Here is a 26,036-nt window from a genome sequence, read left to right as displayed (position 1 = left end):
GGGCAAGATGGCTGAAACTCAGATAGAGTGGACAGACTCCACTTGGAACCCCGTCGCAGGATGCTCCATCGTCACCGCAGGCTGCACCCATTGTTATGCTATGGAAATGGCCAAACGCCTTGAGGCCATGGGCATCGCAAAATATGCGGGACTTACCCGTAAGACGGGAAAGCGCACGGTGTGGAATGGCGTCGTGCGGGAAGATCGCAAGGCGCTGGCCATGCCCTACGGATGGAAGAAACCGCGGAAAATCTTCGTAAACTCTATGAGCGACCTCTTCCACGAGGGTGTCAGCGACGAATTCATCCTTGAGGTCTGGAAGGTCATGCGCGAGACCCCGCGCCACAACTATCAAATCCTTACTAAGCGTCCCGGGCGAATGGCAGCTCTCGTCGCCTCGCGGTTGGGCGACATCCTGCCCAATGTCTGGCTGGGCACTAGCATTGAAGACGCGAACGTCGTGAGTCGAGTCGACTATCTCCGCCAGGCGCCCGCAGCCATTCGCTTCATCTCTTTTGAGCCTCTCATTGGATCGGTTGGCGCCGTCGACCTCCGCGACATCCATTGGGCCATCGTGGGCGGTGAAAGCGGCAAATCCGCTCGACCGATCAGGGAAGAATGGATCGACGAAATTTACGGCCAATGCCTGGCGGCCGGTACCGCCTTCTTCTTCAAGCAGTGGGGAACCTGGGGCAAGGATAACAAAAAGCGTTCCAAGAAGGCCAACGGGCGCGAGTATCGGGGCCGGACCTGGGACGAGATGCCGACCACCCAGCAAGGCACGGTTACAATGTAGAACAACATCCGTCGGGGGGAGCAAAGTGGTCGAAAAACGATATGAATGGGCCGACGGAGCAAAGCTGGAGGAACACTCTCGCCGCAAACATAAAATTTTGCGAGAATATGTATTCGACTACCTGACGGTCCGCTGTAGGCTGCCTCAGCAGGAGCGATTTCGCCTCGCGATCGTCGACGGTTTCGCTGGCGGCGGGCGCTACCAGTGCGGCTCACCTGGATCGCCGTTGATTTTCATCGAGGAATTAAAACGAGCAGTCGAGGCTGTGAACACGCAGCGCGCCGTCCAAGGGCTTGGCGCTGTCGAAGTCGAATGCCTCCTCGTATTCAACGACGCCAACCGCGATGCGATCGAACTTCTGAAGACGCATGTCGCACCGATGCAAGCAGAGGCTAGCCAGAGCTGCCCCAAGCTGCATCTGCGGGTCGAATATCTGAACGAGTTCTTCGAAGCCGCTTATCCCGATATCAAGAGCCTGTTGGGGCAAGGCCGCTATCGGAGCGTCATCTTCAACCTCGATCAATGCGGTCACAGCCATGTCGAGCGGAACACCATCCTCGACATTATGCACTCTTATCCCGCGGCTGAGATTTTCTACACCTTCGTCATCAGTTCGCTGCTCGCATTCCTTCAAAAGGACCAGCCGGAGCGGCTTCGCGCCCAGCTCGATCATCTCGGGCTGACGAGCAACGATATCCAGGCGCTCGATGCGTTAATGAGCCAAAAGGACTGGCTCGGCACAGCCGAGAAAATCGTCTTTGACGCTTTCCGATTGTGCGCCCCCTATGTCAGCCCGTTCTCGATCAATAATCCCGGCGGGTGGCGGTACTGGCTGATCCACTTTGCGAATGCCTATCGGGCAAGGCAGGTCTACAACAACATTCTTCACGACAACGCCAGCTTACAGGCACACTTCGGTCGATCCGGCCTCAACATGCTCTCCTACGATCCAAAGCATGATGAAGGCATGCTCTACCTCTTCGACATCAGCGGTCGCGTATCGGCAAAGAACCAGCTTCTCGGAGACATTCCGCGCCTGATCATGGAATGCGGAGACGCCATGCCTGTCATGGACTTCTACGAAAGCATATACAACATTACCCCGGCGCACGCCGACGATGTCCATGCAGCGATCATCGAAAACCCAGACCTTGAGGTGATAACACCCGCCGGCGGGGAGCGACGGAAGGCCAATACGATTGGCGTTGATGACGTCATCAAAATGAAGAAGCAGATCAGCTTCTTCCCAATGTTCCTGAATGCCGGAACAAGAGGCGGTCCAAAAGAATGACCGCGAACCGACATCGGGATCCCGAATGGCGCGAATTCGAACGCCTGATCGCGCGGATCGAGGCCGACGCAGGCCCCCGGGGGCTGATCGTCAAGTCACCGGATCGTCTGCGTTGCAAGCTCACAGGTCGGCTGAGGGAAGTGGATGCCAGCATTCGTGCCAAAGTCGGCACGACCGAAATGCTTGTCACAATCGAATGTCGACGCAGATCAAGGCTGCAGGATGTCACCTGGATCGAGCAGCTAGCCACAAAGAAGTCTTCGATTGGCGCGGATCGAACCATTGCCGTCACCGCATCTGGCTTTTCCCCGGAGGCTCAGATTGCCGCGTCTCATGCGGGCATTTCCCTGCGGAAAATTTCGGAAATTACGGTTGCGGAAATCAACTCGATCTTGTTGCGACTGGACTTCGTGCTCTTTTGGCATAGGGCCTGCGGCATTGCACGGATCGGCATCCGGAGATTCCGTTCGCTCGATTGGAAAGTTCCCAGTCCGCAGGACGTGGATTTTACTTTACCGGAGGATACTGACCCGCTCGCGCCGATCTTTCGCAACACCGAGTCCGACACAACTTGGTCTCTAACTGATCTGTGGCACCAAATCCAAGGGGCTGCAGATCCGTTTGACGGCATTCAAAAGGCGCAACCGCCTGCGTTCCGCACCGCATGCTTTCCTTATCCCGGCTCAGTCACCCTCACCACCGCCGACGGCCCCTGCGTGCTCGGTGACGTCCTACTGACGGTCGCGCTTTGGATAGAGGCCGAGCAGATCACTCTCGATGCGGCGCACAAGGTCGAGTACGCATCCGACGAGATGGCCGCGATCCAGCGCGTCGAATTCGCCTCGCGCCGGCGAAAAACGAACGATTGGCGCATCTCCCTCCAGATCCCAAAAGACTCCGAGGATCCCGCCGATCTGCGAACAGGAAGCAATTGGCTTGATGCCGAGAAATAGCAACACACATTGCCTTTTGAAAAACATCGACCAGTTTGTGCCCCCGCCCGACCCTGCACATGCGCAGCAATCGGACAATCTGCTGTGAGGGTCCTGGCTAGGGGCGTGCGTCCCAGGAAGGGATCTCTATGAGTATCGCCCAGACAGTTCGACCGATTCATTTCGAGGATTTCAGTGGGTCCGAGTTCGAACGACTTGTCTTTGCCTATCACCTCTGTGAGGGATGGACCGACCTCGCCTGGTACGGCCAGACCGGCAGCGATCAAGGGCGAGACATCGTCGGCACTCGGCCATTCGACGACCGGCCGGACGAACGGACTGTCATTCAATGCGTAAACCGCGCAAGTCTTACTCAGACAAAGGCCGAGAAGGATATGTCAGCGGCAATCGGTGCTGCGTTCGGGCGCCCGGCGACCTTTAAGTTTGTTTGTCGATGCAGCGTCTCCGCTCAGCGGCGGGACGAAGTGAAAGCTGCGGCCAACAAGCTGGGAGTGGCTCGCGTCACGATTTGGTCGGGCTCAGAGTTTGAAGAACATCTGAGGCTCCGCGCCGAGTTCCTCCTTCGACGTTTGGTCGAAGGGGTCCCCTTTCCCGACACCGCGGCTGAACTGCGCGATTTCGTTGACCGGTTCTCGGCTATTACCGATGACCAGACACTGGCGATGCTTGCGCGGGCCTTCGATAGACCGGCCTTTCGAACACCCTTTCAGCAGGAGAGTAACCTTCCAGCCTTCCTACAGGCCGTCGAAGACACCATTCGCGTGCTTAGCACCGGCATCTGGCAAACCCGTGAAGGCGTAGAAATCCATCGCCTTCCCTCGTTGCATCACATCCGTGATCCAAGCGTCCGATCGGCCCTCGAAGCGACGGTGCGTGAACTAGATCACCTTCGTCGCCGCTATAAAACCTTGCTTTCAATCGGTGCGATCAGGCCGTGCGGCTGTGGCGATCCGTCCTGTCCGACCTTCATGTTGACCGATGCCGCTGCCCGGGAAATGGACCACGCCCGCGATCGCGTCCTTACTGCATTTCGAAAGCCATATCCGAGCTTCAGCGTAACTCTGGAATAAAGCAGGCTGATGAGCGACACGTTATACATCATCGGCAATGGCTTTGACCGCTATCACGATATTCCATCGGATTACCTGGACTTCGGCCGATATCTCAAGGAAGTCGATCTGGCCACCTATCGCGAAGTCGAGACATATTTTGCAGTCGACGACGCGTTCTGGTGGGAATTCGAGGCGAGGCTGGCCGACTTCGATGTCGACACGGTTATTGACTATGCCTCTCAATTTCTCATGTCCTATGGAGCGGAGGACTGGAGTGATTCAGGCCATCACGACTATCAGTGTGAACTGAACCGCGTCGTCGAGGCTATTTCTTCTACAATGCGTGGACGGTTCGCCGATTGGATTCGACAGCTTCGCATCCCCGCAGCCAATTCATTCACCGGCAAACCTTTACCGCTCGACCCGACCGCGCGTTATCTCAACTTCAATTATACGCCGACACTTCAGAAGGCTTATGGAATTGCCGATAGCCAGGTTCTGCACATTCACGGGCAAGCCAGTAGCTCTACTGACCAACTCGTGCTCGGCCATGCATGGCAGCGCACTTTGGCGGACTCCCTCAATCACGGCGTCGATGTCGAGGCTGCGGACACACGCGTCCTTGAGGGCAACAGGATCGTCGACGACTATTTTTCGGCGACGTTCAAGCCGACCGACAAAATCATCCTGCAGCAGCAGCCGTTCTTCCATAGCCTGAGATCAGTGCGTCGAATCCTCGTCATGGGACACTCCCTTTCGGAGGTGGACGCGCCATATCTCGAGGAAATAACCAAGCACATCGATGCAACAACGGTGACGTGGAAGGTTAGTTATCACAGTAATCCAGCGGCGGCGCAGGCTCCAATGTCGGAGCTGGGAATTGATCCTGGTCTTATAAGCCTCGCACGTTTGATCGATTTCTGAACAATTCTGATCCTTTCCAAGAATGTCCCCTTTTCAGCGACCAGACCGCTGTGGCTGCCATACGACCCTTGCTTTAGTCCAGGCCTGACCCGCGAAATTATCCGACGTGGCGCCCGATGGCCGAGCTACAATCCCGACGGGCAAACCGACCAAATCGGGGTGAAGACGCGAGGGGGCATCTACTCCATCAGATTTTGACAACTAGCTTCTTTCCGGGCTCCGCGGCCGACGTCTCACTCAACGCCGTCCGACATCTCCTGTCGCCTTTGTCGGGCCCGCGACACAAGTTTATTTAGCCAATTTAATATTTTTGCCAAATGTTAAACAGCTGAAAAGCAATCATAAATTTCTTCTTCGATCCAGCCGGCCAAATTGGCACGAGTTTTGAAACGATCGGTGCGAGGCGGCGGGATCTGCCGACCGGCATTGAAGTCGCGGTAACCGCTATGGATGGAAAGAAGGAAGGAAGCAACATGTCAGGTCTGCGTCAGATCGCATTCTACGGAAAGGGGGGCATCGGCAAGTCCACCACCTCTCAAAATACGCTAGCCGCCCTGGTCGACCTCGGACAGAAAATCCTGATCGTCGGCTGCGACCCCAAAGCCGACTCCACCCGGCTGATCCTGAACGCAAAGGCGCAGGATACGGTTCTGCATCTCGCCGCCCAAGAAGGTTCTGTGGAAGACCTTGAACTCCAGGACGTGCTCAAGATCGGCTACAAAGACATCAAGTGCGTGGAGTCCGGCGGCCCCGAGCCCGGTGTCGGCTGCGCCGGCCGCGGCGTCATCACCTCGATCAACTTCCTCGAGGAGAACGGCGCCTATGATAATGTCGACTATGTCTCCTACGACGTGCTGGGCGACGTGGTGTGCGGCGGCTTTGCGATGCCGATCCGCGAAAATAAGGCCCAGGAAATCTACATCGTCATGTCCGGCGAGATGATGGCGCTCTATGCCGCCAACAACATCGCCAAGGGTATCCTGAAATACGCCCATTCGGGCGGCGTGCGGCTCGGCGGGCTGATCTGCAACGAGCGCCAGACCGACCGAGAGCTCGACCTCTCCGAGGCGCTGGCCGCCAGGCTCAATTCCAAGCTCATCCACTTCGTGCCGCGCGACAACATCGTCCAGCACGCCGAACTGAGGAAGATGACGGTAATCCAGTATGCGCCGGACTCCAAACAGGCAGGGGAGTACCGCGCGTTGGCCGAGAAGATCCATGTCAATTCGGGCCAGGGCACCATCCCGACCCCAATCACCATGGAGGAGCTCGAGGACATGCTGCTCGACTTCGGCATCATGAAGACGGACGAGCAAATGCTTGCCGAGCTTCAGGCCAAGGAAGCGAAATTGGCCGTCGCTCAGTAACCGCCGCTACCGACAGGGAGGCGCCGACCGTGACCTGGCGCCCCTTTCTACGAAACAAGGCCTCGTTGGCGAGGCGTTACCCGAACCTTGAAAGGGGCAGGTCCCATGGGCCTCGACTATGAGAATGACGGCGCTTTGCATGCGAAGCTTATCGAAGACGTGCTGTCCCAATATCCAGACAAGGCGGCGAAGCGTCGCAAGAAGCACCTCAGTGTCGCAACGAGCAAGGACGAGGCCGGCGGGGAGGACAAGGGCCTTTCCGAATGCGACGTCAAATCGAACATCAAATCCATTCCGGGCGTGATGACAATCCGCGGCTGCGCCTATGCCGGCTCCAAGGGCGTGGTGTGGGGTCCAGTCAAGGATATGGTCCACATCTCGCACGGGCCGGTCGGCTGTGGGCAATATTCCTGGTCGCAACGCCGCAACTATTACGTCGGCACGACGGGCATCGACACGTTCGTGACAATGCAGTTCACCTCCGACTTCCAGGAGAAGGACATCGTTTTCGGCGGCGACAAGAAGCTGGAAAAGATCATCGACGAGATCGAGGACCTGTTTCCGCTCAGTGGCGGCATCTCGGTGCAGTCCGAATGCCCGATCGGCCTGATCGGGGACGATATCGAGGCCGTGTCGCGCAAGAAAGCCAAGGAGCACGAAAAGACGATTGTACCGGTGCGCTGCGAAGGTTTCCGCGGCGTTTCACAATCGCTCGGCCACCACATTGCCAATGATGCGATCCGCGATTGGGTCTTCGACAAGGACGACGTCGCGTTCGAGTCCGGCCCATACGACGTCAACGTCGTCGGCGACTACAACATTGGCGGCGATGCCTGGGCCTCGCGAATCCTGCTCGAGGAGATTGGGCTTCGGGTGGTCGGCAACTGGTCGGGCGACGCCACACTCGCCGAGATAGAGCGCGCGCCCAAGGCCAAGCTCAACCTGATCCACTGCTACCGGTCGATGAACTACATCTGCCGGCACATGGAGGAAAAGTACGGCATCGCCTGGATGGAATACAATTTCTTCGGCCCCTCCCAGATCGAGGCCTCTCTGCGCAACATCGCCAAGCATTTCGGCCCGGAAATCGAGGAGAAGACCGAAAAGGTCATCGCCAAATACCGGCCCTTGGTCGATGCCGTCATCGCCAAGTACCAACCGCGCCTCGAAGGCAGGACGGTGATGCTCTATGTCGGCGGGCTACGTCCTCGTCACGTCATCACTGCTTACGAGGACCTCGCTATGGTGATCGTCGGCACCGGCTATGAGTTCGCCCACAACGACGACTATCAGCGCACCGGCCATTACGTGAAGAATGGCACGCTCCTCTACGACGACGTCACCGGTTATGAGCTGGAGAAGTTCATCGAAGGCATCCGCCCGGATCTCGTTGGCTCCGGTATCAAGGAGAAGTACCCGGTGCAGAAGATGGGCATCCCGTTCCGCCAGATGCACTCTTGGGACTACTCCGGCCCGTATCACGGTTATGACGGCTTCGCCATTTTCGCCCGCGACATGGATCTGGCCATCAACAACCCGGTCTGGGGTCTCTACCGCGCGCCGTGGAAGAAGATGAAGGACGCGCCGCCGACGGCGGTCGCCGCCGAATGAGGACTGGCCTCCCTGCCAGGCAGGGAGGCCGATAAATGCTTGGGGCGTGCTCGATCCACGCTGGATGCCCTTCAAAGTTTCGATGTCCCTGTGCTGCCGCTTGCCGCGGCCAGATGGAAAAGGTGACCACCATGCCGCAATCGGCCGAAAAAGTTCTCGACCATGCTCCCCTGTTCCGCGAGCCGGAATACAGACAAATGCTTGCGGAGAAGAAGCTCAATTTCGAATGTCCGCACCCTGATCAGATCGTCACCGACCAACGCGAATTGACCAAGACTTGGGAATACCGCGAAAAGAACCTCGCTCGCGAGGCGCTCGTCATAAATCCCGCCAAGGCCTGCCAGCCGCTCGGCGCGGTGTTCGCGGCCGCGGGCTTCGAGCGCACCATGTCTTTCGTCCACGGTAGCCAGGGCTGCGTCGCCTACTACCGCTCGCATCTGTCGCGACATTTCAAAGAGCCTTCGTCAGCGGTTTCCTCCTCGATGACCGAGGACGCGGCAGTGTTTGGCGGCCTGAAGAACATGGTCGACGGGCTCGCCAATACCTACAAGCTCTACGACCCCAAGATGATCGCCGTCTCAACCACCTGCATGGCCGAAGTCATTGGCGACGACCTGCGGAGCTTCATCGAGAACGCCAAGAACGAAGGCTCGGTCCCAAGCGACTTCGACGTGCCTTTCGCTCATACGCCTGCCTTCGTCGGCAGCCATGTCGATGGCTACGACGGCATGGTGAAGGGCGTGCTGGAGCATTTCTGGAAGGGCAGCGAGCGCTCGCAAGCCGCTGGGACCATCAACATCATTCCAGGCTTCGACGGATTCTGCGTCGGAAACAACCGGGAACTCAAGCGCCTCCTCGACCTGATGGGTGTCACCTATACCGTCATTCAGGACGCCTCAGACCAGTTCGACACGCCGTCGGACGGCGAATACCGCATGTATGACGGTGGCACCAAGCTCGAAGACGTGAAAGGGGCACTCAACGCGGAGGCGACGCTGTCGCTGCAGCATTACAACACCCGCAAGACGCTGGAATATTGCAACGAGGTCGGGCAGGCGACGGCATCCTTCCACTATCCGCTGGGTGTCCAGGCGACCGACGAATTCCTGATGAAGGTCTCGGCAATTTCCGGCCAGGAGATCCCCGAGACAATCCGGATGGAGCGCGGCCGACTGGTTGACGCCATGGCGGACAGCCAGTCATGGCTGCACGGCAAGAAGTACGCAATCTATGGGGATCCGGACTTCGTCTACGCCATGGCCCGCTTCGTCATGGAGACCGGCGGCGAGCCGACACATTGCCTCGCGACCAACGGCACATCGGCCTGGGAGGCCGAGATGAAGGAATTGCTTGCATCCTCGTCTTTCGGCCAGGATGCCCAGGTCTGGGCGGGCAAGGATCTCTGGGCAATGCGCTCGCTGCTGTTTACAGAGCCGGTGGACCTGCTGATTGGCAATTCCTATGGCAAGTATCTGGAGCGCGACACCGGCACGCCGCTGATCCGGCTGATGTTTCCAATCTTCGACCGGCACCATCACCATCGCTTTCCCCTCATGGGCTACCAGGGTGGATTACGCGTGTTGACGACGATCCTCGACAAGATATTCGACAAGCTCGATCGCGAGACGAGCGAAACGGGCGTGACGGATTATTCCTATGACCTCACCCGCTAAGCCCGTGCCGGCTTTTCGCCGAGGCCGCCCATCGCCCAATCGACTTCGGAGACTGACGCAATGACCTCGCTCAGTGCCAAGATCCAGGACGTTTTCGACGAGCCCGCCTGCGATAACAACCGCCGCAAGGATGCCAGGGCGCGCAAGGAGGGCTGCTCGAAGCCGCTGACCCCCGGGGCGGCAGCCGGCGGCTGCGCCTTTGACGGCGCCAAGATCGTCCTGCAGCCGATCACCGACGTTGCGCACCTGGTCCATGCGCCGCTCGCCTGCGAGGGCAATTCCTGGGACAACAGAGGCGCAGCTTCGTCCGGGCCAACCCTGTGGCGGACAAGCTTCACAACCGACCTCACCGAACTCGACGTCGTGATGGGGCAGGGCGAGCGGAAGCTCTTCAAGGCGATCCGCGAGATCAAGGAAACATATGCGCCGCCGGCAGTCTTCGTCTATTCGACCTGCGTGACGGCGCTGATCGGCGACGACATCGAGGCCGTGTGCAAACGCGCGGCCGAAAAATTCGGTCTGGCCGTGGTGCCGATCAATGCGCCGGGCTTGGCCGGCTCCAAGAACCTCGGCAACAAACTCGCCGCCGAAGCGTTGCTCGATCATGTCATCGGCACGGTGGAACCCGACGACGCCGGACCCTACGACATCAACATCCTTGGCGAATTCAACCTCTCCGGCGAATTCTGGCTGGTGAAGCCCCTGCTTGATCGGCTCGGCATCCGGGTGCGCGCCTGCATTCCGGGCGATGCGCGTTACATCGACGTTGCATCCGCGCACCGCGCCCGGGCGGCTATGATGGTGTGCTCGAGCGCACTCATCAATCTGGCCCGCAAGATGGAGGAGCGCTGGGACATCCCGTTCTTCGAGGGCTCCTTCTACGGCATAACAGATACCTCCGAAGCACTTCGCAACATTGCTGAGCTGCTGGTGAGAAAGGGCGCCGATGCGGAGATCCTCGATCGCACAGACACGCTGATCGCTGAGCAGGAGGCGATTGCGTGGAAGAAACTCGAGGCCTACCGCCGGCGGCTTCAAGGCAAGCGCGTGCTGCTCAATACAGGCGGTGTGAAGTCCTGGTCAGTCGTCCACGCGCTGATGGAGATCGGCATAGAGATCGTCGGCACCTCGGTCAAGAAATCCACCGTCGAAGACAAGGAGCGGATCAAGCGGATCCTCAAGGACGAAAACCACATGTTCGAGCAGATGGCAGCGCGCGATCTTTACGCCATGCTCTCAAAACACAAGGCCGACATCATGCTGTCGGGCGGGCGTACGCAATTCATCGCCCTGAAGGCCAAGACACCGTGGCTCGATATCAACCAGGAGCGCCAACATCCTTATGCCGGCTATGACGGCATGGTGGAACTTGTACGGCAGATCGACCTCGCCATTCATAACCCGATCTGGGGTCAGGTGCGGGAGCCGGCGCCATGGGATTGCCAGCCTGCCAGGGAGGACGATCTGGCGAGCGCGAAGAACGGGACAGCGACTGTGAACGCTTTCAATGAAGTCGCCGGCGCGATGGCTCACCGCTTCGGCGACCGATGAGGAAATCCGATGGTCCGCATCCTTCGCAATACCAAATCAGCGGCGGTCAACCCGCTGAAGTCGTCGCAGCCGCTGGGTGCCGCCTTCGCTTTTCTTGGAGTCGAGGGTGCGATGCCCCTGTTCCACGGCGGCCAAGGCTGCACCAGCTTCGCGCTCGTGCTCTTCGTGCGGCATTTCAAGGAAGCGATCCCCTTGCAGACAACGGCTCTGGACGAGGTGGCAACCATACTCGGCGGAGCGGACCATCTGGAAGAGGCGATCCTCAACCTCAAAACCCGCACCAAGCCAAAGCTGATAGGCGTGTGCACGACCGCGCTGGTGGAGACCCGTGGCGAAGATTGCGCGAGTGATATCGCCAACGTCAAGCTGAAGCATGCTGAAGAGCTCGCGGGTACGGAGGTTGTGCTGGCCAACACGCCTGATTTTGGCGGCGCTATCGAAGAAGGCTGGGCCAAGGCTGTCGCGGCGATGATCGAAGGGATTACACGCTCGGGCGCACGGACCCGGCAGCCGAAGAAGATCGCGATCCTGCCCGGATGCAACCTCACTGTCGCTGACGTCGAGCATTTGCGTGACATGGTTGAAAGTTTTGGGCTCAAGCCGGTTATTCTGCCGGACGTCTCCGGCTCGCTCGACGGTACGGTTCCTGACCGCTGGGTAACGACTACCTATGGTGGCACCAGCGTCGAGGAAATCCGCGAGCTTGGCACGGCCGCGCAATGCATCGTCATCGGCGAGCACATGCGCCACCCGGCGAAAGTGCTGCACGGATTGACCGGCGTGCCTTACGCGGTGTTCCAGTCGCTGACCGGATTGAAGGCTGTCGACCGGTTCGTCTCGCTGCTATCGGCGGTTTCGGGCGCGGCGGTGCCGGCCCGGGTGCGCCGTCACCGGGCGCAATTGCAGGATGCGTTGCTCGACGGACATTTCCATTTCGGAGGCAAGAAAATTGCGATCGCTGCTGAACCAGACCAACTCTATCAACTCGCAACCTTCTTCACCGGCATGGGCTGTGACATCGCGGCGGCGGTCACGACGACCGATATGTCGAAGATTCTGCAAAAAGTACCGGCGGAGTGGGTTCAGATCGGCGATCTCGGCGATTTGGAAGCTCTTGCAGCGGGCGCGGATCTTCTCGTAACACATTCCCACGGTCGCCAGGCGTCGCGACGCCTTGAAATTCCGCTCATGCGCGTCGGCTTCCCGATCTTCGACCGGCTTGGCAGCCAGCACAAGCTCACAATCCTCTATCGGGGGACCCGCGACCTGATCTTCGATGTTGCCAATATCTTTCAGGCCAACCAGCACGCGCCGACGCCTGAGGCGCTTGATCCATTCCGGAAACGAGAAATGCCAGATGAGCTCCGTTCGTCGCCTCTCACTCGTCACTGACGAGGTTCACGCACCGATGACGGACCGACGGGCAGGCGCATTGCGCGTAGCCATCGCCACGCAAGACATGACGAATCTCGATGCCCATTTCGGGTCGGCCAAGCGCTTTGCTGTCTACGACGTGACGCGCGAGGAGTGGCATCTCGTGGAAGCCGTGGCCTTCGATGACGTTTCCGATGAGAGCGGGAAGCGTCGGACCGAGGGCGATGACCGCGTCACGCCGAAGGTGGAGGCGCTGAAGGGCTGCCATCTGCTGTTTTGTCTGGCCATCGGCGGGCCTTCGGCAGCAAAGGTTATTTCGGCAAAAATCCATCCAATCAAGGTGCCGCAGCCACAAACCATCCAAGAGGTGCTGTTGCGCACGCAGATGATGCTGAGAACGTGTCCTCCGCCCTGGCTGCGCAAGGTGCTGGCCGAAGCTGGTGTCGCCGAAAAGAAACCCTCCTTCGAGGACGAGGACTAAAACGAGGAAGTGCAAAATGTTTGAAGTCGCGATCAGCCCTGCTGTCAACGATGACGAGGCCGCCCTTGCCAGCCCATTCGTCAAATGCCTCGTGCGGCTGATCCGTGCTCAGGATACCCACGGGTCATGGGACGGCACAGCGGATGCCGAGTTGCTGGCCGACTTCATCGTCAGCAAGGAACGGCGTCGTACGATCCCAATCATCGGCGATCCCGATCCGGACGTGCTGTGGAGGCTCGACAAGTTTTACACTGCCGTCGCCCTTGCGATCGAGGAGCGCTCCGGCCTGATGGCATCGCCGATGATCGAAATGAGCCATGAGGGGTTCGGGCGCGTGCTTTTCACCGCCGGGCGGCTGGTCGTTTTGTCCAAGACCGTGCGCGACGTCCATCGGTTCGGCTTCGAGACGTTCTGCAAACTCGCCGCCGCCGGTACGAAACTGGTCGACGATGCCATCGCAGCTATCGACGCCTATCCCGAGGTGGCACGGGCATGAAACCAATTTTCGAGCAAGAGGATCATGTCAGGCCTTGAGGAGCCGCGATGGCCAGCCCACGCGGCCGACGCGGTCGAGGCCAATTTGGTTCTCGGGGTAGCGCTGATGAAGCCACGCGTCCTGATCTGTTCGCAAGATGCGGAGTTCTATCTGTTCCTCAGCCACATACTGGAGGTGGACGGGTTCGTCAGTGAGCCGGCAGGCGGTGCGAAGGAAGCACTTGCAATGGCCGACGATCGCGACTTCCAGGCCGTGGTGCTGGACTGCGGTTCAACGAGCCTTACCGGGTCCGCAATCTGCGCCCGGCTCAAGCGGGAGCCCCGAACCGGCGGCCTGCCCATCATTGCCCTGATCGCGCCCGGCGCCGAGAACCAGCACCTCGATCTGTTGAAGGCCGGCATTGACGAGAGCTTTGTGCGGCCTGTGGCGCCGGCCAAGCTGCTCGATTGTCTGCGGACGAGGCTGGCGCTGCCGAAGCCGGGTTCAAACGCGATTGAAAACAACAGCTGGCTTTCCTATGGCAGCCTTGAGATGAAGCTCGATGCCCACCGGGTTTGCGGCAATGGCCATGACATCCATCTCGGACCGATCGAGTTCAACGTGCTGCGGCATTTGCTCGAGGCGCCCGGCAAGGTCTTCAGTAGGGACGAGCTGATCGGCGGGGCCTGGCCGGCCAATATCCATGTCGGTGTACGCACAGTCGACGTCCACATCAGTCGGCTCAGAAGGGCTCTGGAGGCGGCCTCGACGGGTATCGTCATCCGTACCGTCAGGTCGGCCGGCTACTCGCTCGAGAAGCTGGACGGCTGAATTGAGTGCCGAGTGTGGTTCCACTCCCTTTCCTCGCGCTGTGAGCCGGTCTTGCGGCCTGAAACGCCCTCAACGGATACTCAGGAAGAAACAGGAAAATGGGCTTTAAAACGGTACTCTGTTTGACCGGCGCTGACCATTCCGATCAGGACGTCAGAACTGCTGCCGGCTTGTGTGCGGAAATCGGCGCACACCTTTCCGTACTGATTATACCCGCTCCGATGCTCCTTATGTCGCATCGGCGGATCGGAGATGGTGTCTCCGAATGGCCGGCAGGACGTGGACAGGCAATTGCCAGATTGAACGATCGGTTTCGGCAAATCGATCGATTTACACAGGACGCGGTCAGACTGGAAAGACACTCCAGAGATATCCAGAAACTGCTGGAATCTATGTCGCTCGCCTATGACGTTGACACCGACTATTACGATCCGGCCAGCCTCGGTGAAGTGGCACGACAGCGGGCGCTCTGCGCCGACCTCACGATTGTCGGACCAGGGCTCCTCAACGACGAGAATCTCGGACCTCCTGTGGTCAACGGCTGCTTGTTCGATACGGGAAAGCCGGTGCTCGTTGTGCCGAAGGGGGCTGAGGCGACGCTGTGGCCACGGCGCGTCCTGGTCGGTTGGGATTCGCGAGTCGAGGCGTCCCGTGCGGTTCGGGAAGCGCTGGGCCTCCTATGCGTTGCTGAGGAAGTTCGTGTCGCCCTGGTCGATCCGAAGGCCAACTACAACGGGAACGGCGCGGAGCCTGGAGCCGACATCGCTGCCTATCTCACTCGGCACGGTGCTCGGGTGTTGGTTGACCTCCTGCCAAGTGCCGGCAAATCGGCGGCCACGGTCCTTGCGCAGCACGCAATCGACATTTCTGCTGACATGATCGTCATGGGCGCCTATGGCAGCCGTCGGCTGCGTGAGCGGCTCTTTGGCGGTGTGACCAGATGGATCTTTGAAAAGCCGATATTGCCGCTGTTTTTGGCTCGATGACGGTTCCGGACCCGCACCGATGCTGTTCAAAGCTCTACTGTGACGCCTGCATTCATACGTAGAGGGGGCTCCATCGAAATAATCGATCTTACGAAGAGTAACGAACATGAAAAGCATTGCTCGGGAGGCGACGCCCGCCGGAAATCTCTCCAGTCATGCGCAAGGCGGAGGTGGGACGGCCAGAGCGTGACCAGTGTCAGCCTCGACAATGGCGACAGGCTGGAAGTCGGCATCGTCGTCAACTCAGCCGGGCCGAACGCCGGCACGGTGGCTGCCATGGCGGGGCTGGTGTTGCCGGTCGAGCCGCGCAAGCGCAACGTCTTCGTCTTCGAGGCGCGCGACAAATATTCTGATATGCCGCTGCTGGTCGATCCGTCCGGCATCTATGTCCGGCCGGAAGGTTCGGTCTATCTCACTGGCGGCGCCGAACCGGAAGAAGGCGACGGCCCGGCCGACCCCACCGATTTCGAGGTCGACTGGCCGCTGTTCGAAGAGGTGATCTGGCCGGTGCTGGCGACCCGCATTCCCGCCTTCGAGGCGATCAAGCCGACACGCGCCTGGGCCGGCCATTACGACTACAACACGCTCGACCAGAACGCGGTGATCGGCCCGCATCCGCAGGTTAAGAATTTCCTCTTCGCCAATGGTTTTTCCGGCCACGGCCTGCAGCAGGCGCCGGCGGTCGGCAAGGCGCTGGCCGAGCTGATCGTGCACGGCGGCTACCGCACGGTGGACTGCTCGGCGTTTGGGTACAGCCGTGTCGCTGAAGGGCGGGCGTTCAGGGAATTGAATGTGATCTAACGCTGGCGGGACAGCCCCCTCTCTGGCCTGCCGGCCATCTCCCCCGCAAGGGGGGAGACCGGCAGCTTCCCTGGCGGCTCCAAACTTCTAGCCTTGGAGATTGGCGAAGGCAGCGATGACGGCCAATCTCCCCCCTTGCGGGCGCGGTCAGCGGGGTCCTTGCCTTTGGCGATGCATGTCGTGGCTGGACCGGGTGAGGTGAGTCCGGCCCGTCTACCCAGCCTCTGCGCCCGCCCCGAAGCCGCTCGCCCGCTCGGCGCTATGAGGGCGCGCTCGCGAGCGGCTTCGCTAAAGCTACGTTACAGCACGTGCAGGGACGCGACCCCAGTGAAGGCATACTCCAGCGTGGCTTCGCCAATTCCGTTCGTTGGCCCGCCTCAAGCCGGTCTTCCAACCGAAGGCCGAACGCGCCAATTCGCCAGCCAACTCCACCAACGATTGTCGAAATCCGCAACCCGGGGCGGTTCGCTCGAGCTCGCTTGCTTGAGAACGGCACAGACGGGATCGCGAGCATGATGCCGCGGAATGGGAACGCACCCATACTTGGGTACGAGGGCCCCGAGCCAACGCGCATCGCGCCAATCGGCGTCGTCACGTTCGAGATTCATCACCGGCAGCTCGGCGCTTTTCGCTCGCATATGCGCCGGCACGCCGCTGGCGATCGATGACGCATTTGCCGACGAGGCTGCTCGTTCCACGAAAAAGCAATAAGCGCGAGATCAATGGGCAACCTCGTCGGGACCGAAAAGAGCGCTAAACCGGGTTGCTAGATCAATCCAGGGTACCGCGTCGCCGCTCTCTGAAGCTATTCGAACGACCGCCGCCAGATAATCGGTAAAAGCCTTCAGTCTTATGGCGCCTTGCTCTGAGAGGTAGTCAATGGCGTCAAGCCGCTGGTGAACGGCAGCGAGCATATGTTGCACCAAAAGCAGGGAGGATGGGCAGGGGCAATCGCTCTTACTCGCGAGGCGCCTGCACTCGCTGCAAAGCGGCGGAATGTCCTCTAAGGCTAGGTCGCCGGAAAGACGTTGTATGAGATTGTCAGTGGCGTTCCACAAATTCGCTCGCATGCAGTACGGAGTGCAGCGTGACGCCATGTTGGGCTAGCAGCGCCGTAGCTCCCTCGTCACGGTCCACGAGGCAAGCAGCGTCACCCACAATGCCGCCGACGCGGCGAACCTCTTCAATCGCCTTCAATATCGACTTGCCGCTTGTGGCAACGTCGTCAACGATCAGGACCACTTTTCCCTCGAGATCTTCTTTAGGCCCAAGTCCTTCAATCACGTCCCTTGTGCCATGGGCCTTTGGAACTTTGCGAACGAAGATCGTGTTTATGGGTTTGTTCATCATCGAGCTGACAGCCGCCATCGATCCGATTACGGGGACCGCTCCCATTTCAAGACCGCCGACGTACTCTGCTTTCACTTGCTCAGCTATTTTTAGGAATTCAAGAGCGGCAAGTTGCGCGCCTCGCGCCACCATCATGGTAGGCTTCATATTGAAATAGATGTCGCTCTCTATGCCCGACGAGAGCGTGTAGCGTCCGAATCGAAAAGAGCGCTCACGGACAATCTCGCGGAGTTCGTCCTTGTCGTGTTGGCCGGAATCAACTGGTCTGAATTTCGCCAGTGCCGCCATAGATCAGACCTCGCCCGTAGGGAAAAAATTGGCTGCGGCATGCACCTAGTCACTACCGCTATGTGGCTTATGCAAGTGTTCGCGGGGTGTGTCAATTAATGTCAATACCGGTGCGACCGTTTCGCGCAGATTTTTCCATTATCGTTATTGGGTGCCTAAGCGTGATCACGGGCTTCGCTACGGCTGGGTAGCCTTGGCTCCTGGCCCTTGCCCAATCTCGGCTAGGCACGGGTTTTTTCGACGCGGGCCGTATCTTTGAGGATTTGGGCGTTTCATCCTCGTCCCCTCGAGTTCCGCCACGCTCGGCCCCGTTTGCGCCAGCTTCTTAACCAGGTTGCGCATGAGGTGAGCGTTTCGGCCGCCATGTCGGCCCCGTGTCACTCTTGTGGTACGAGTGGGCAAGGCCGCGCTTTTCGTGCAACCTCCTCGTAAAGGCGAGGTAAAGGTCGAGTCGCCGAGAATTTCGTTCATCAGCACGCGGCGCAACATTCGGCTCGCTTCGTCTGACCGACGGTAAAAGCCAGCAGCAAAGTCCAAGGTAGGCCGTAGTCCACCTCCCCTGCAGGCCGAGTCTCGACGCGATATCGGCGACAGGGCGAGCGTCTGCCTCTGAGGCAGACGCCGAACAGCAGACCGAGCCTTACACTGATTTTGGTGGCCTTGAGTTCGCCGACACCGTGACATGGAGCCTATCACGGGCGGGAAGTACCTGGTGGCAGAACTCGACAAGCGGCGCTAAGTTCTGGACGCCGGCGTTGCTGACCAGGACATCGAGGCGCCCGAAGGTTTCGATCGCCTGCATCAGCTGCTTTCCACCTGCCCCTCTCGCTGGCAACCATTTTCTGTCAACCGATCGATCCCGGACGCCGTTGTTGGACTTCGCTGTGATCAAGATCCGCGGACCACTCTTGCTCCCTCGCGGGCGAACCGCGCTATCCTTGCCGACCCCGCTCGCGGCTTCGGTGATCAGCGCCACCTTGTCGAGAAGCCGGCCACCGGCTCCCCATCGCGTTGGTTCAATGAGATATCACTGTAAAAGTTCATGGTTTCTTCCTTTCCGATGGCGAGGCTAGGCTTTCGCGAGATAGTCGTGGACGACCTTCCCGAGCGCGAGCGTGAGATCTGCGACGAAGTGGACGGCCGAGACTACTTCCAGCACCGGCAGTTCGGCGACGGGGGCAAGCGCATGCGACCAGAGGTTCAGGGCTGCCGGCCCGGTCCAGGCGCCCCTCAGATGGACGTCCTCTAGATGATATTCCACGAGCTCACAGATGCGCGGCGTGCCGTCGACATGCGGGATGATTTTGAGGAGGAAGTTCGGTTCAGCGAGCGAGGCCCTCACGCTCGCGAGGTCGGCGGCTCGGTGCTTGTAGCCCATGGTACCCGTCGCGACGCGGACCGGCCCGTAGTCCAGCGTGCCAACAAGGGTATCCGTCTCGGTTCGGAGCGTTGGGCTAGCGAGCTTCTTGGGAAAGCCCCACAACTCGCGTCCGCCCGCTATCGGCGGATGGTCGTCGAGAAACATGCAGTGGGTGTAGCTGCCCTTGCGGCCTCGGAAGGAGACCGGGATGACCTGCCCGCTTTCAGTGTAGTCGCCAAAGCCGGTCGAGTCCGGCATGCGAATGAACTCGAATTTGACCAGAGGCTCGCACACCTGAAGCGGCTCCGGCACAAGGTCGCGCAGTTTCTGCGGATCGGTGCGATATGTGATGATCAGATACTCCCGGTTGCCGAAGCGATATGGGCCGGCCGGGAAGGCCGGGCTGGTCAGGGGCATGGCGAATGCGGTCGCCCGGACGGTATCTTGGTGCATGTTTGAAATTCCTTTGTGCTGGATCAAGTGGGCTTAGATCGGTCTGCATGATGGCGGCGAGGCTCTCCGAGGTGCTGTCGCAGCCTCGTAAGGGATGCATGGCGTAATCGCGCGTAGCCATTTTGCGCTGGGCAATTGCCTTGGGGCGCGATCATTGGCGATGGTCGCGCACGCGGTTCCATGGCTCCGGTTGTGATCGAGGGAGGCAAGATTCGAGGTAAGGTGATTTTGTTCCTCATTTGAAGGCGCTGCTTCCCGTCTGCCCTCGTGGTAGGAGGAGGTGGAGTGGCGGCCAGGTCCGATTCTCCTCGACGGGGTTTGCGGATCGACGCGCATGCGCCATGCCAAATGAGAAATCGTTCGAGGCTAGCAGGACAGACGGCCTCGGCGAGCCAGTCGAGAGAGAAGGTCTTCGCCTCACGCGGATCAGATACGAATTCCCGAGCACTGCGGTGATGTAGCAGCAAGGCCCGCGACGCCACCAAACCTCTGTCGCGAAAATATGGAGGTGACGCGGTATCCGCCGTCTAGCGAAACAGCTTACGCAGCATCCGGCAGCACGCACTCGACGGCCCGGCCTCATCGCCGGCTTCAGGAGAAAAGATCAGCTATGAGCCGGCAGGCAATCGCTGCACGCGGCGGTCAGGTCGTGTAGATCTTCCGCGCACACAGCTGGCGCCGGAATGATGCTAGATGATGAGCCGACGCCAACATTACCGCAGGGGAGACAGCCAAGTCTGTCCTCAAGCGTCTGAAATGCATGTCCAAAAGCTGACAGCGACAAAAAACATGTCTGGTCCAAAACAACCGGCCGCCTTGGGCGTGAGGTTTCTCGAAGCCTACTCGTGCAGTTGCTGCGGCTAAGCGCGCTGGCACGGCCTTTGCTGGAGATGCGGCAATGTTGAGTGGGGGCTGACCGCATAAGAACGGGAGACGATTGATTTTCTGCTGCGCCATCTCGGCGGCGCGCCCGCTCAACGGTCACGGCTACACCTTGGCAATGGCTGACGCGCGACTTTGCGGTTGCGCCGCCCTGCCGCGCCGATGCGCCCAAAGTTCGTTGATAGTCCGCTCGGCCGATTGAGGAAACCGGCTGTTGACTGCTGCCAAGGCGGAGATGGCTGGGCTCATTCGGACTGTCTTGACCGTCGGTGTCATGAAGCCAAAGACACCATACTGGACGTTATGCATGACCAAGACGAGTGGGAGTCACAACGAATGATTTTACCGGAACTGCGCTCTGCTATCCCAGCCGGCAGAGTTTTGGAGATAACGACGACCACAGGGTGCATCGTGGGATGTTCATATTGTCCGCAGGACAAGTTCGCTGACCGGCAAAGAAAGGTATCTGATACGAAGCATCTTAGTCTTGGAGATTTCAAGCGCTGTCTGGCGCGCGTACCAGCCTCCGTCGACATTAGTTTTGCCGGGTATTCTGAGCCATGGCTCAATCCGGATTGCACCGAAATGGTCGAGCACGCTTCCGCCAAAGGCCACGGCATCAGGATTTTCACGACGCTTGTGGGAATGAAGGGCAGGATCTACAACGCTTGCAGGCGCTGCGGTTGGGGGTATTCGTGGTTCATGTTTTTGATGATGGCGCCCACATGAATAGCCGCCTTGTCGGAGCCAAGTATCGCGATTTGGTTGGTCAACTCGTCGACGCCGACATCCCTTCGATCCGATTCGTGGTTTTGGGTGAGCCCCATCCCGATATCGCCGACATTATCCCTGCCCAAGCCCTAGTTCGCGCGCGACCGGTGAGCAGCAGGGGTGGAAGCGTAGACCCTAAGATTGTAGAACCACGGCAGCCAGTCGTCGGAGCGCTGATATGCGTGGACGAACGGCAGTATCGGAATGTACTCCTTCCAAACGGCGAGGTCACTCTCTGCTCCATGGATTTTGAGCGGCGTCACGTATTGGGCAACCTTCTATGCGACGAATATAGCGATCTCTTTAAAAGCCCAGTTTTTTGCGAAATCGTCGATCGCATGAATGGAGCGGCTGGTTTTCTGCTTTGCAGGATGTGTGAGTTTGCCGATCCAAACGATAGAACTGACTGACGCCGGCTGACCGCGGCGGGCCTGAAATGCCGACGTCCCTGAAACGGCAAGATGCACATGCCCGCGAAGTCATCGTGTTTTCACGTCACGCTAACACGATCCCGTAGGCGCGGCAGTCAGCCTCGACCATTTCCGAGACGAACTCATCGAAAGTGGTCTTCGGCTTCCAATCGAGTTTTGTCGGCTGCCTTGGAGGCATCGCCGATCAGCAGGTCAACCTCGATTGGCCCGAAACAGCGTTTGTCGATCCGGATCAGCGCTTGATTACTCATGCGTTCACGGCCCACCTCGTCAACGCCTTCGCCCTCCCAGACGATCTCCTTTTCGACTCGCCTGAAGGCAAGCCTCGACAAAGGTGCGGACCGTGTGTGTCTCGCCGGTTGCAAGCACGAAATCGTCAGGTTGATGCTGCGAGATGCGCCACATGCCCTCGACATAGGCGCGCGCCGAGCCCCAGTCGCGCTTTGCTTCCAGGTTTCCGAGATAGAGACAGTCCTGTTTGCCGGCCATGATCGAGCCACCGCACGCGTCACCTTGCGCGTGATGAAAGTTTCGCTGCGCGTCGGCCCTTCGTGATAGAACAGGATGCCATAGAGCCCGTATACCTCGCGGTAGTTCATGGTGATCCAGTAGGCGTAGACCTTCGCCACCGCATAGATCGAGCGTGGATAAAACGGAGTGCTCTCCTGCGGGATGCCCTGGACCGAACCAAAGAGTTCGGAAGTTGACGCCTGGTAGAACCGCGTTTGTTTCTCGAGACGAAGAATGCGGATCGCTCGGCAGCAGCAGCGTGCCGAGCGTATCGGCATTGGCGGTGTATTCCCGGTCCCGAGGGAGACTGCACGTGGCTTTGCGCAGCCGGTGCAAGGTTTCGGCCTCAATGTCGGATACTCGACAGGATCGCAAACCTGCTTCCGTTGCTTTGCTCATGTTTTGCTCTGGCACGTTCGATGCAGGAGACCCTCCCGAACGCCGCAGCGGATGTCTTCTATGATCAAACCCACGGGAAAATGCTGTCGCCGCACTCATGACCGCGCCCTCGCTGGTCGCCAAGGAGGCCGAAGGTCGGCTCATCACGGTCGAGGCGGGCAACTAAGCCCAATTGCAATGAGGGATAGGCTGCGAAAGCATGTCACTGACCACGCGGGGGTCATCGAGGCGGGATTCTCGATGCCAGCCACGCGCAACATATCGCCGGCATGAGTGCCGATCTCATCACGGAGCCGGCATCCGCGGGCGTCACACCCGATACTACGAACGCGCGGACAAACTGTTGCAAGTCCTGCGGTGTCGACGATGCGTGCGGGAAGGGCAAGCCCAGCGGCCATGGCCGACATTCGCCGCATATAGCGCCTGATTGGGAGGCGTCAGCAGGAGCAGGACAACTGGATCTCTCTTGCATTGGGATCGGTGCTGGCCCGTCCAATTTGAGCCTTGCGTGTCAGATACACGAGCAAATCGGGCACGGGGCATTGTTCTTGGATCGGCAAGTTGACTTCCGCTGGCATCCAGGCAGCGCATTCGACTCTTCAGAACTCCAGGTCAGCCACATCAAGGATCTGGTAACGCTGGTGAATCCGCGATCCGCCTACACTTTCATAAACTACCTGCACGAGAACGGGCGTCTGTACCACTTCCTGAATGCACAGTTCGATGCTGTGCTCAGGGCTGAGTTCGAGCAATACCTGAACTGGGCGTTCCGCAGGAACCCACTTGTGCGCGGCGGCGAGACCGTCCGCGAAATACGCTATGATGGCGAGTTTCGGGTGCGGACGGACGACGCGGTGCTTAGTGCCAGAGACCTGGTGGTCGGCATCGGCAAGCAAGCGTGGATTCCACCTCAATTTCAGGGCTGGATCGGACGCAACCTGTTCCATTCATCCGATTTGCTGCACATCCTTCCTGAGGTGCGGCAAAAACATGTTTGCGTCGTTGGTGGAGGCCAGTCGGGAGCCGAGGTACTGTTGCATCTGGTCGGTGGGCCAAGAGAACGGCGGCCTGCCTCGATCACCTGGGTCTCGCAGCGCGAAAACTACCTGCCCCTCGACAACAGCCCGTTCACAAACGAGTTGTTCATGCCCTGTTTTTCGGATCGTTTCGCGGCAATGAGCGAGCCGCAGCGCAAGCTGTTCCTGCGGCGTTTCGTGCTCGCCTCGGATGGTATTTCGGATCGCACTTTGCGCGCCGTCTACCAGGCGCTGTATCGCCACGAATTTCTTGAGCCAGACCTATGTGACATCGCACTGCGGCCGGGTTGCAACGTTTCGCGCTGCATCAACGCCGGCGCGGGTCACAACTTGACGCTGCAGCGCGGCTTGGGCGACGTCGAAGAAGTCACGGCCGACATCGTCATCCTGGCCACCGGTTACGAGAACGCCGTGCCAAGCTTTTTGGAACCGATGGCGGATCGGCTGCAACAGACCGACAATGAGTTGGTCATCAACGCGGATTTTTCGGTGTGCTGGGACGGACCGCGTGACAGACGCATCTTCGTACAGAACGCCAATCCCGGGCAGCGCGGGCTGGCCGATCCGAACCTAAGCCTGCTGGCCTGGCGAGCTCGCCGCATTCTTGACAGCCTTCTACAGCGCGCGCCGTGCGCGAACCCTGAGCATCTTGGCTTTATCAGCCGTACCACCGTCGAGAGCTGGCCCGACCCGGTAGCCGAAGAAATGGGCAGCGGGATATGACCCAGCGACTACTGATCATCGGCGGTGGCATCCAAGGAATGATGTCCGCCTCCGCTGCGGCGCAGTCCGGAGCCCGCTCCGAACTCATCGTGACTGAACATGCCCTTGGACCTATGGGCGCATCGCTTAATTCTGCGGGCGAGAATTTGCCCCACGGTCGTCGAAACCGTACAAGGTCGCTCACTCGAAAGTGCCCAGTGGCCCTAGCGGCCATGGCTGCGTCGGCCGTTAGCGGAGGCCTCCCGCCCGTAGCGATGCGTGTGGTGGCTGGACCGGGTGAGGTAAGTGATCGGGACCAGCTTAGGGAACCCGAGGACCCGGCTTGGCCTCGGATGGGTCAGTCTAGCGCCGAACTTGTGCGGACAATACTCTTTTTTTTGGAGCATCGATGGACCCGATGCCAGCGACGTGCCTCCCTGATCGCCCGACCGGAACGGGAACTTGTCGCAAAAATTTTCGCGGCGCACGACTTGCGTTGCGTCAGGCTGCACGAAAGGTCGTCTTATCGGGCAGTCGTACCATCAACAGCATGCTCGGCCGTGACTACCATGCAGACGTACCGGATCGATAGATCTTTACGGGCCTGGGCGATCTCTCCATTGAGGAGGGACAACAAAGCCTTGCAATCCACCCGGAGCGGAAGGCACTTTGCGTCGCCGTCTGCATGCCGTGGAGTATCGTCTCCGTGGGCCCACACCCTGACGGCGCCCGACTGCCTCTAACCGGAATGTTTGACCAACCACTCTTTCCAACAGGAGGCTTTTCGCATGTTGACCGATGCACAAAGAGAAAAGTGGAAGAAAGACGGATACGTCAGGCTCGAGAGGTTCTTCGATCCCGCGACTCTGGAAGGTATTTCCAGATCTGTTGAAGACATATCACGCTGGGATGTCAGCGACGATAAATGGCTCATGTGGTTCGAGAAAACGACGGACAATCGGAAGATCATCTCCAAGGTCGAGAATTTTCTGGACTTCCATGACCCATTGCGTCTGCTCCTCCTAGAAGATCAGCGCATAAACTCTGCGGTCGAGGATTTGCTTGGCGAAGATTCGCGCAGACTCAAGGAGTTGCTGATCTTCCACTATCCCGATAGCGGCGGTTATCGCCCGCATCAGGACATTTATCACATTCCACACAGGCTGCCCGACCGGATGGTCCATGCGATCGTTGCCATAGGCATTGACGATTCCGACCCGGACAATGGTGGCCTTTTCTTCAGCCCCGGCAACCACAAGAAGGGGGTATTTCCCATGGATGCCGGCGGGGTGATTGATCCTGAGGTCGCCAAAACATTCTCCTGGGAACCCGTAGTATGGAAGGCTGGCGACATCTTCATCTTCGACGATTATGCACCGCATTACTCGAAGCCGAATAAAAGCAATCGTTCGCGGCGGACGCTCTACTTGGTGTTCCAGCGTGCTTCAACCGGTGGACCGACCCGCGCTGAATATAACGTGCCTAAGCGCGCCCTTAATCCGCCAGAGGGCAAAGTGGCTGATCTCGACAACCTCAAGCTCCCAAACGGCATTTTCTATCGCGATTGAGCTCACGGAACCAGGCGGGAATGCAAACGAAACTGATCGGCCGCCAAAAAAATGCGCGGAGAGCATGGTTTTGATTGCCGGCTACGGGAGCATCGCCTGCAGTCCGTCACGACGCTTCG

Annotated in this window: 19 protein-coding genes and 2 pseudogenes; 18 read left to right on the top strand and 3 right to left on the bottom strand. The window is 59.2% G+C overall.

The window, feature by feature from the left end:
- Nucleotides 1–7: 7 nt before the first annotated feature.
- From JN280_RS34720 to JN280_RS34650, 15 genes and pseudogenes are all read left to right on the top strand, one after another.
- Nucleotides 8–796, top strand: coding sequence for a DUF5131 family protein (locus tag JN280_RS34720; protein WP_202308776.1), 789 nt, complete (start codon nucleotides 8–10; stop codon nucleotides 794–796).
- Nucleotides 797–821: 25 nt separating this feature from the next.
- On the top strand, nucleotides 822–2,087 hold the full coding sequence (locus JN280_RS34715) for a three-Cys-motif partner protein TcmP (RefSeq protein WP_202308775.1): 1,266 nt from the start codon (nucleotides 822–824) through the stop codon (nucleotides 2,085–2,087).
- On the top strand, nucleotides 2,084–3,040 hold the full coding sequence (locus JN280_RS34710; protein ID WP_202308774.1) for a restriction endonuclease: 957 nt from the start codon (nucleotides 2,084–2,086) through the stop codon (nucleotides 3,038–3,040). The genes JN280_RS34715 and JN280_RS34710 overlap by 4 nt, the downstream gene beginning before the upstream one ends.
- Before the next feature lie 128 nt (nucleotides 3,041–3,168).
- Entirely contained in the window at nucleotides 3,169–4,110 is a 942-nt protein-coding gene (locus tag JN280_RS34705) for a restriction endonuclease (RefSeq protein WP_202308773.1), read from the top strand.
- 9 nt (nucleotides 4,111–4,119) lie between these two features.
- Nucleotides 4,120–5,016, top strand: coding sequence for a bacteriophage abortive infection AbiH family protein (locus JN280_RS34700; RefSeq protein ID WP_202308772.1), 897 nt, complete (start codon nucleotides 4,120–4,122; stop codon nucleotides 5,014–5,016).
- A 473-nt stretch (nucleotides 5,017–5,489) separates the two neighbouring features.
- Nucleotides 5,490–6,383, top strand: coding sequence for a nitrogenase iron protein (nifH, locus tag JN280_RS34695; protein WP_006331760.1), 894 nt, complete (start codon nucleotides 5,490–5,492; stop codon nucleotides 6,381–6,383).
- A 105-nt stretch (nucleotides 6,384–6,488) separates the two neighbouring features.
- Nucleotides 6,489–7,994, top strand: a complete 1,506-nt coding sequence (gene nifD / locus JN280_RS34690; RefSeq protein WP_010913609.1) for a nitrogenase molybdenum-iron protein alpha chain — start codon at nucleotides 6,489–6,491, stop codon at nucleotides 7,992–7,994.
- A 131-nt stretch (nucleotides 7,995–8,125) separates the two neighbouring features.
- Complete coding sequence (gene nifK / locus JN280_RS34685; protein WP_202308771.1) at nucleotides 8,126–9,667, top strand: nitrogenase molybdenum-iron protein subunit beta; 1,542 nt, start codon at nucleotides 8,126–8,128, stop codon at nucleotides 9,665–9,667.
- Between the two features lie 60 nt (nucleotides 9,668–9,727).
- The gene (nifE, locus tag JN280_RS34680; protein WP_202308770.1) at nucleotides 9,728–11,218 is read left to right on the top strand and encodes a nitrogenase iron-molybdenum cofactor biosynthesis protein NifE; all 1,491 of its coding nucleotides are present in this window, start codon (nucleotides 9,728–9,730) and stop codon (nucleotides 11,216–11,218) included.
- Between the two features lie 9 nt (nucleotides 11,219–11,227).
- Nucleotides 11,228–12,610: a nitrogenase iron-molybdenum cofactor biosynthesis protein NifN gene (gene nifN / locus JN280_RS34675; RefSeq protein ID WP_202308769.1), complete on the top strand. Its 1,383-nt coding sequence runs from the start codon at nucleotides 11,228–11,230 to the stop codon at nucleotides 12,608–12,610.
- On the top strand, nucleotides 12,576–13,073 hold the full coding sequence (nifX, locus tag JN280_RS34670; protein ID WP_202308768.1) for a nitrogen fixation protein NifX: 498 nt from the start codon (nucleotides 12,576–12,578) through the stop codon (nucleotides 13,071–13,073). Before nifN ends, nifX begins: the two co-directional genes overlap by 35 nt.
- Nucleotides 13,074–13,089: 16 nt before the next feature.
- Nucleotides 13,090–13,569, top strand: coding sequence for a NifX-associated nitrogen fixation protein (locus tag JN280_RS34665; protein WP_010913614.1), 480 nt, complete (start codon nucleotides 13,090–13,092; stop codon nucleotides 13,567–13,569).
- 24 nt (nucleotides 13,570–13,593) lie between these two features.
- A complete protein-coding gene (locus JN280_RS34660) occupies nucleotides 13,594–14,379 on the top strand; it encodes a response regulator transcription factor (protein ID WP_027056524.1) in 786 nt (261 codons plus the stop codon).
- Nucleotides 14,380–14,477: 98 nt separating this feature from the next.
- Nucleotides 14,478–15,365 (top strand): universal stress protein, encoded by an 888-nt coding sequence (locus JN280_RS34655; RefSeq protein ID WP_202308767.1) that lies wholly within the window; start codon nucleotides 14,478–14,480, stop codon nucleotides 15,363–15,365.
- 177 nt (nucleotides 15,366–15,542) lie between these two features.
- Nucleotides 15,543–16,166 (top strand): annotated as a pseudogene (locus JN280_RS34650) (NAD(P)/FAD-dependent oxidoreductase); the annotation flags it as partial.
- A gap of 1,041 nt (nucleotides 16,167–17,207) precedes the next feature.
- Here JN280_RS34650 and pyrE read toward each other — a convergent pair.
- Nucleotides 17,208–17,804, bottom strand: a complete 597-nt coding sequence (gene pyrE / locus JN280_RS34645; RefSeq protein ID WP_096453656.1) for an orotate phosphoribosyltransferase — start codon at nucleotides 17,802–17,804, stop codon at nucleotides 17,208–17,210.
- A 1,069-nt stretch (nucleotides 17,805–18,873) separates the two neighbouring features.
- Nucleotides 18,874–19,617, bottom strand: coding sequence for an acetoacetate decarboxylase (locus JN280_RS34640; RefSeq protein ID WP_199201512.1), 744 nt, complete (start codon nucleotides 19,615–19,617; stop codon nucleotides 18,874–18,876).
- Nucleotides 19,618–21,059: 1,442 nt separating this feature from the next.
- Here JN280_RS34640 and JN280_RS39795 point away from each other — a divergent pair.
- Nucleotides 21,060–21,680, top strand: a complete 621-nt coding sequence (locus tag JN280_RS39795; protein WP_244742531.1) for an SPASM domain-containing protein — start codon at nucleotides 21,060–21,062, stop codon at nucleotides 21,678–21,680.
- 85 nt (nucleotides 21,681–21,765) lie between these two features.
- On the opposite strand, the pseudogene JN280_RS34630 reads toward JN280_RS39795, so the two are convergent.
- Nucleotides 21,766–22,536, bottom strand: a pseudogene (locus JN280_RS34630) (GDP-mannose 4,6-dehydratase); the annotation flags it as partial.
- 529 nt (nucleotides 22,537–23,065) lie between these two features.
- On the opposite strand from JN280_RS34630, the gene JN280_RS34625 reads away from it, so the two are divergent.
- Together JN280_RS34625 and JN280_RS34620 are read left to right on the top strand one after the other, a co-directional pair.
- Nucleotides 23,066–24,370 carry a SidA/IucD/PvdA family monooxygenase gene (locus JN280_RS34625; RefSeq protein WP_202315232.1) on the top strand — a complete coding sequence of 435 codons (1,305 nt, stop codon included), beginning with the start codon at nucleotides 23,066–23,068 and terminating at the stop codon, nucleotides 24,368–24,370.
- A 767-nt stretch (nucleotides 24,371–25,137) separates the two neighbouring features.
- The gene (locus JN280_RS34620; RefSeq protein ID WP_202308766.1) at nucleotides 25,138–25,917 is read left to right on the top strand and encodes a phytanoyl-CoA dioxygenase family protein; all 780 of its coding nucleotides are present in this window, start codon (nucleotides 25,138–25,140) and stop codon (nucleotides 25,915–25,917) included.
- Nucleotides 25,918–26,036 lie beyond the last annotated feature (119 nt).

The sequence above is a fragment of the Mesorhizobium sp. L-8-10 genome, assembly GCF_016756635.1.
In the GTDB taxonomy this organism is placed as follows: domain Bacteria; phylum Pseudomonadota; class Alphaproteobacteria; order Rhizobiales; family Rhizobiaceae.
The sequence above is the reverse complement of the archived record's forward strand: the minus strand, read 5'-3'. Positions and strand labels throughout refer to the sequence as shown.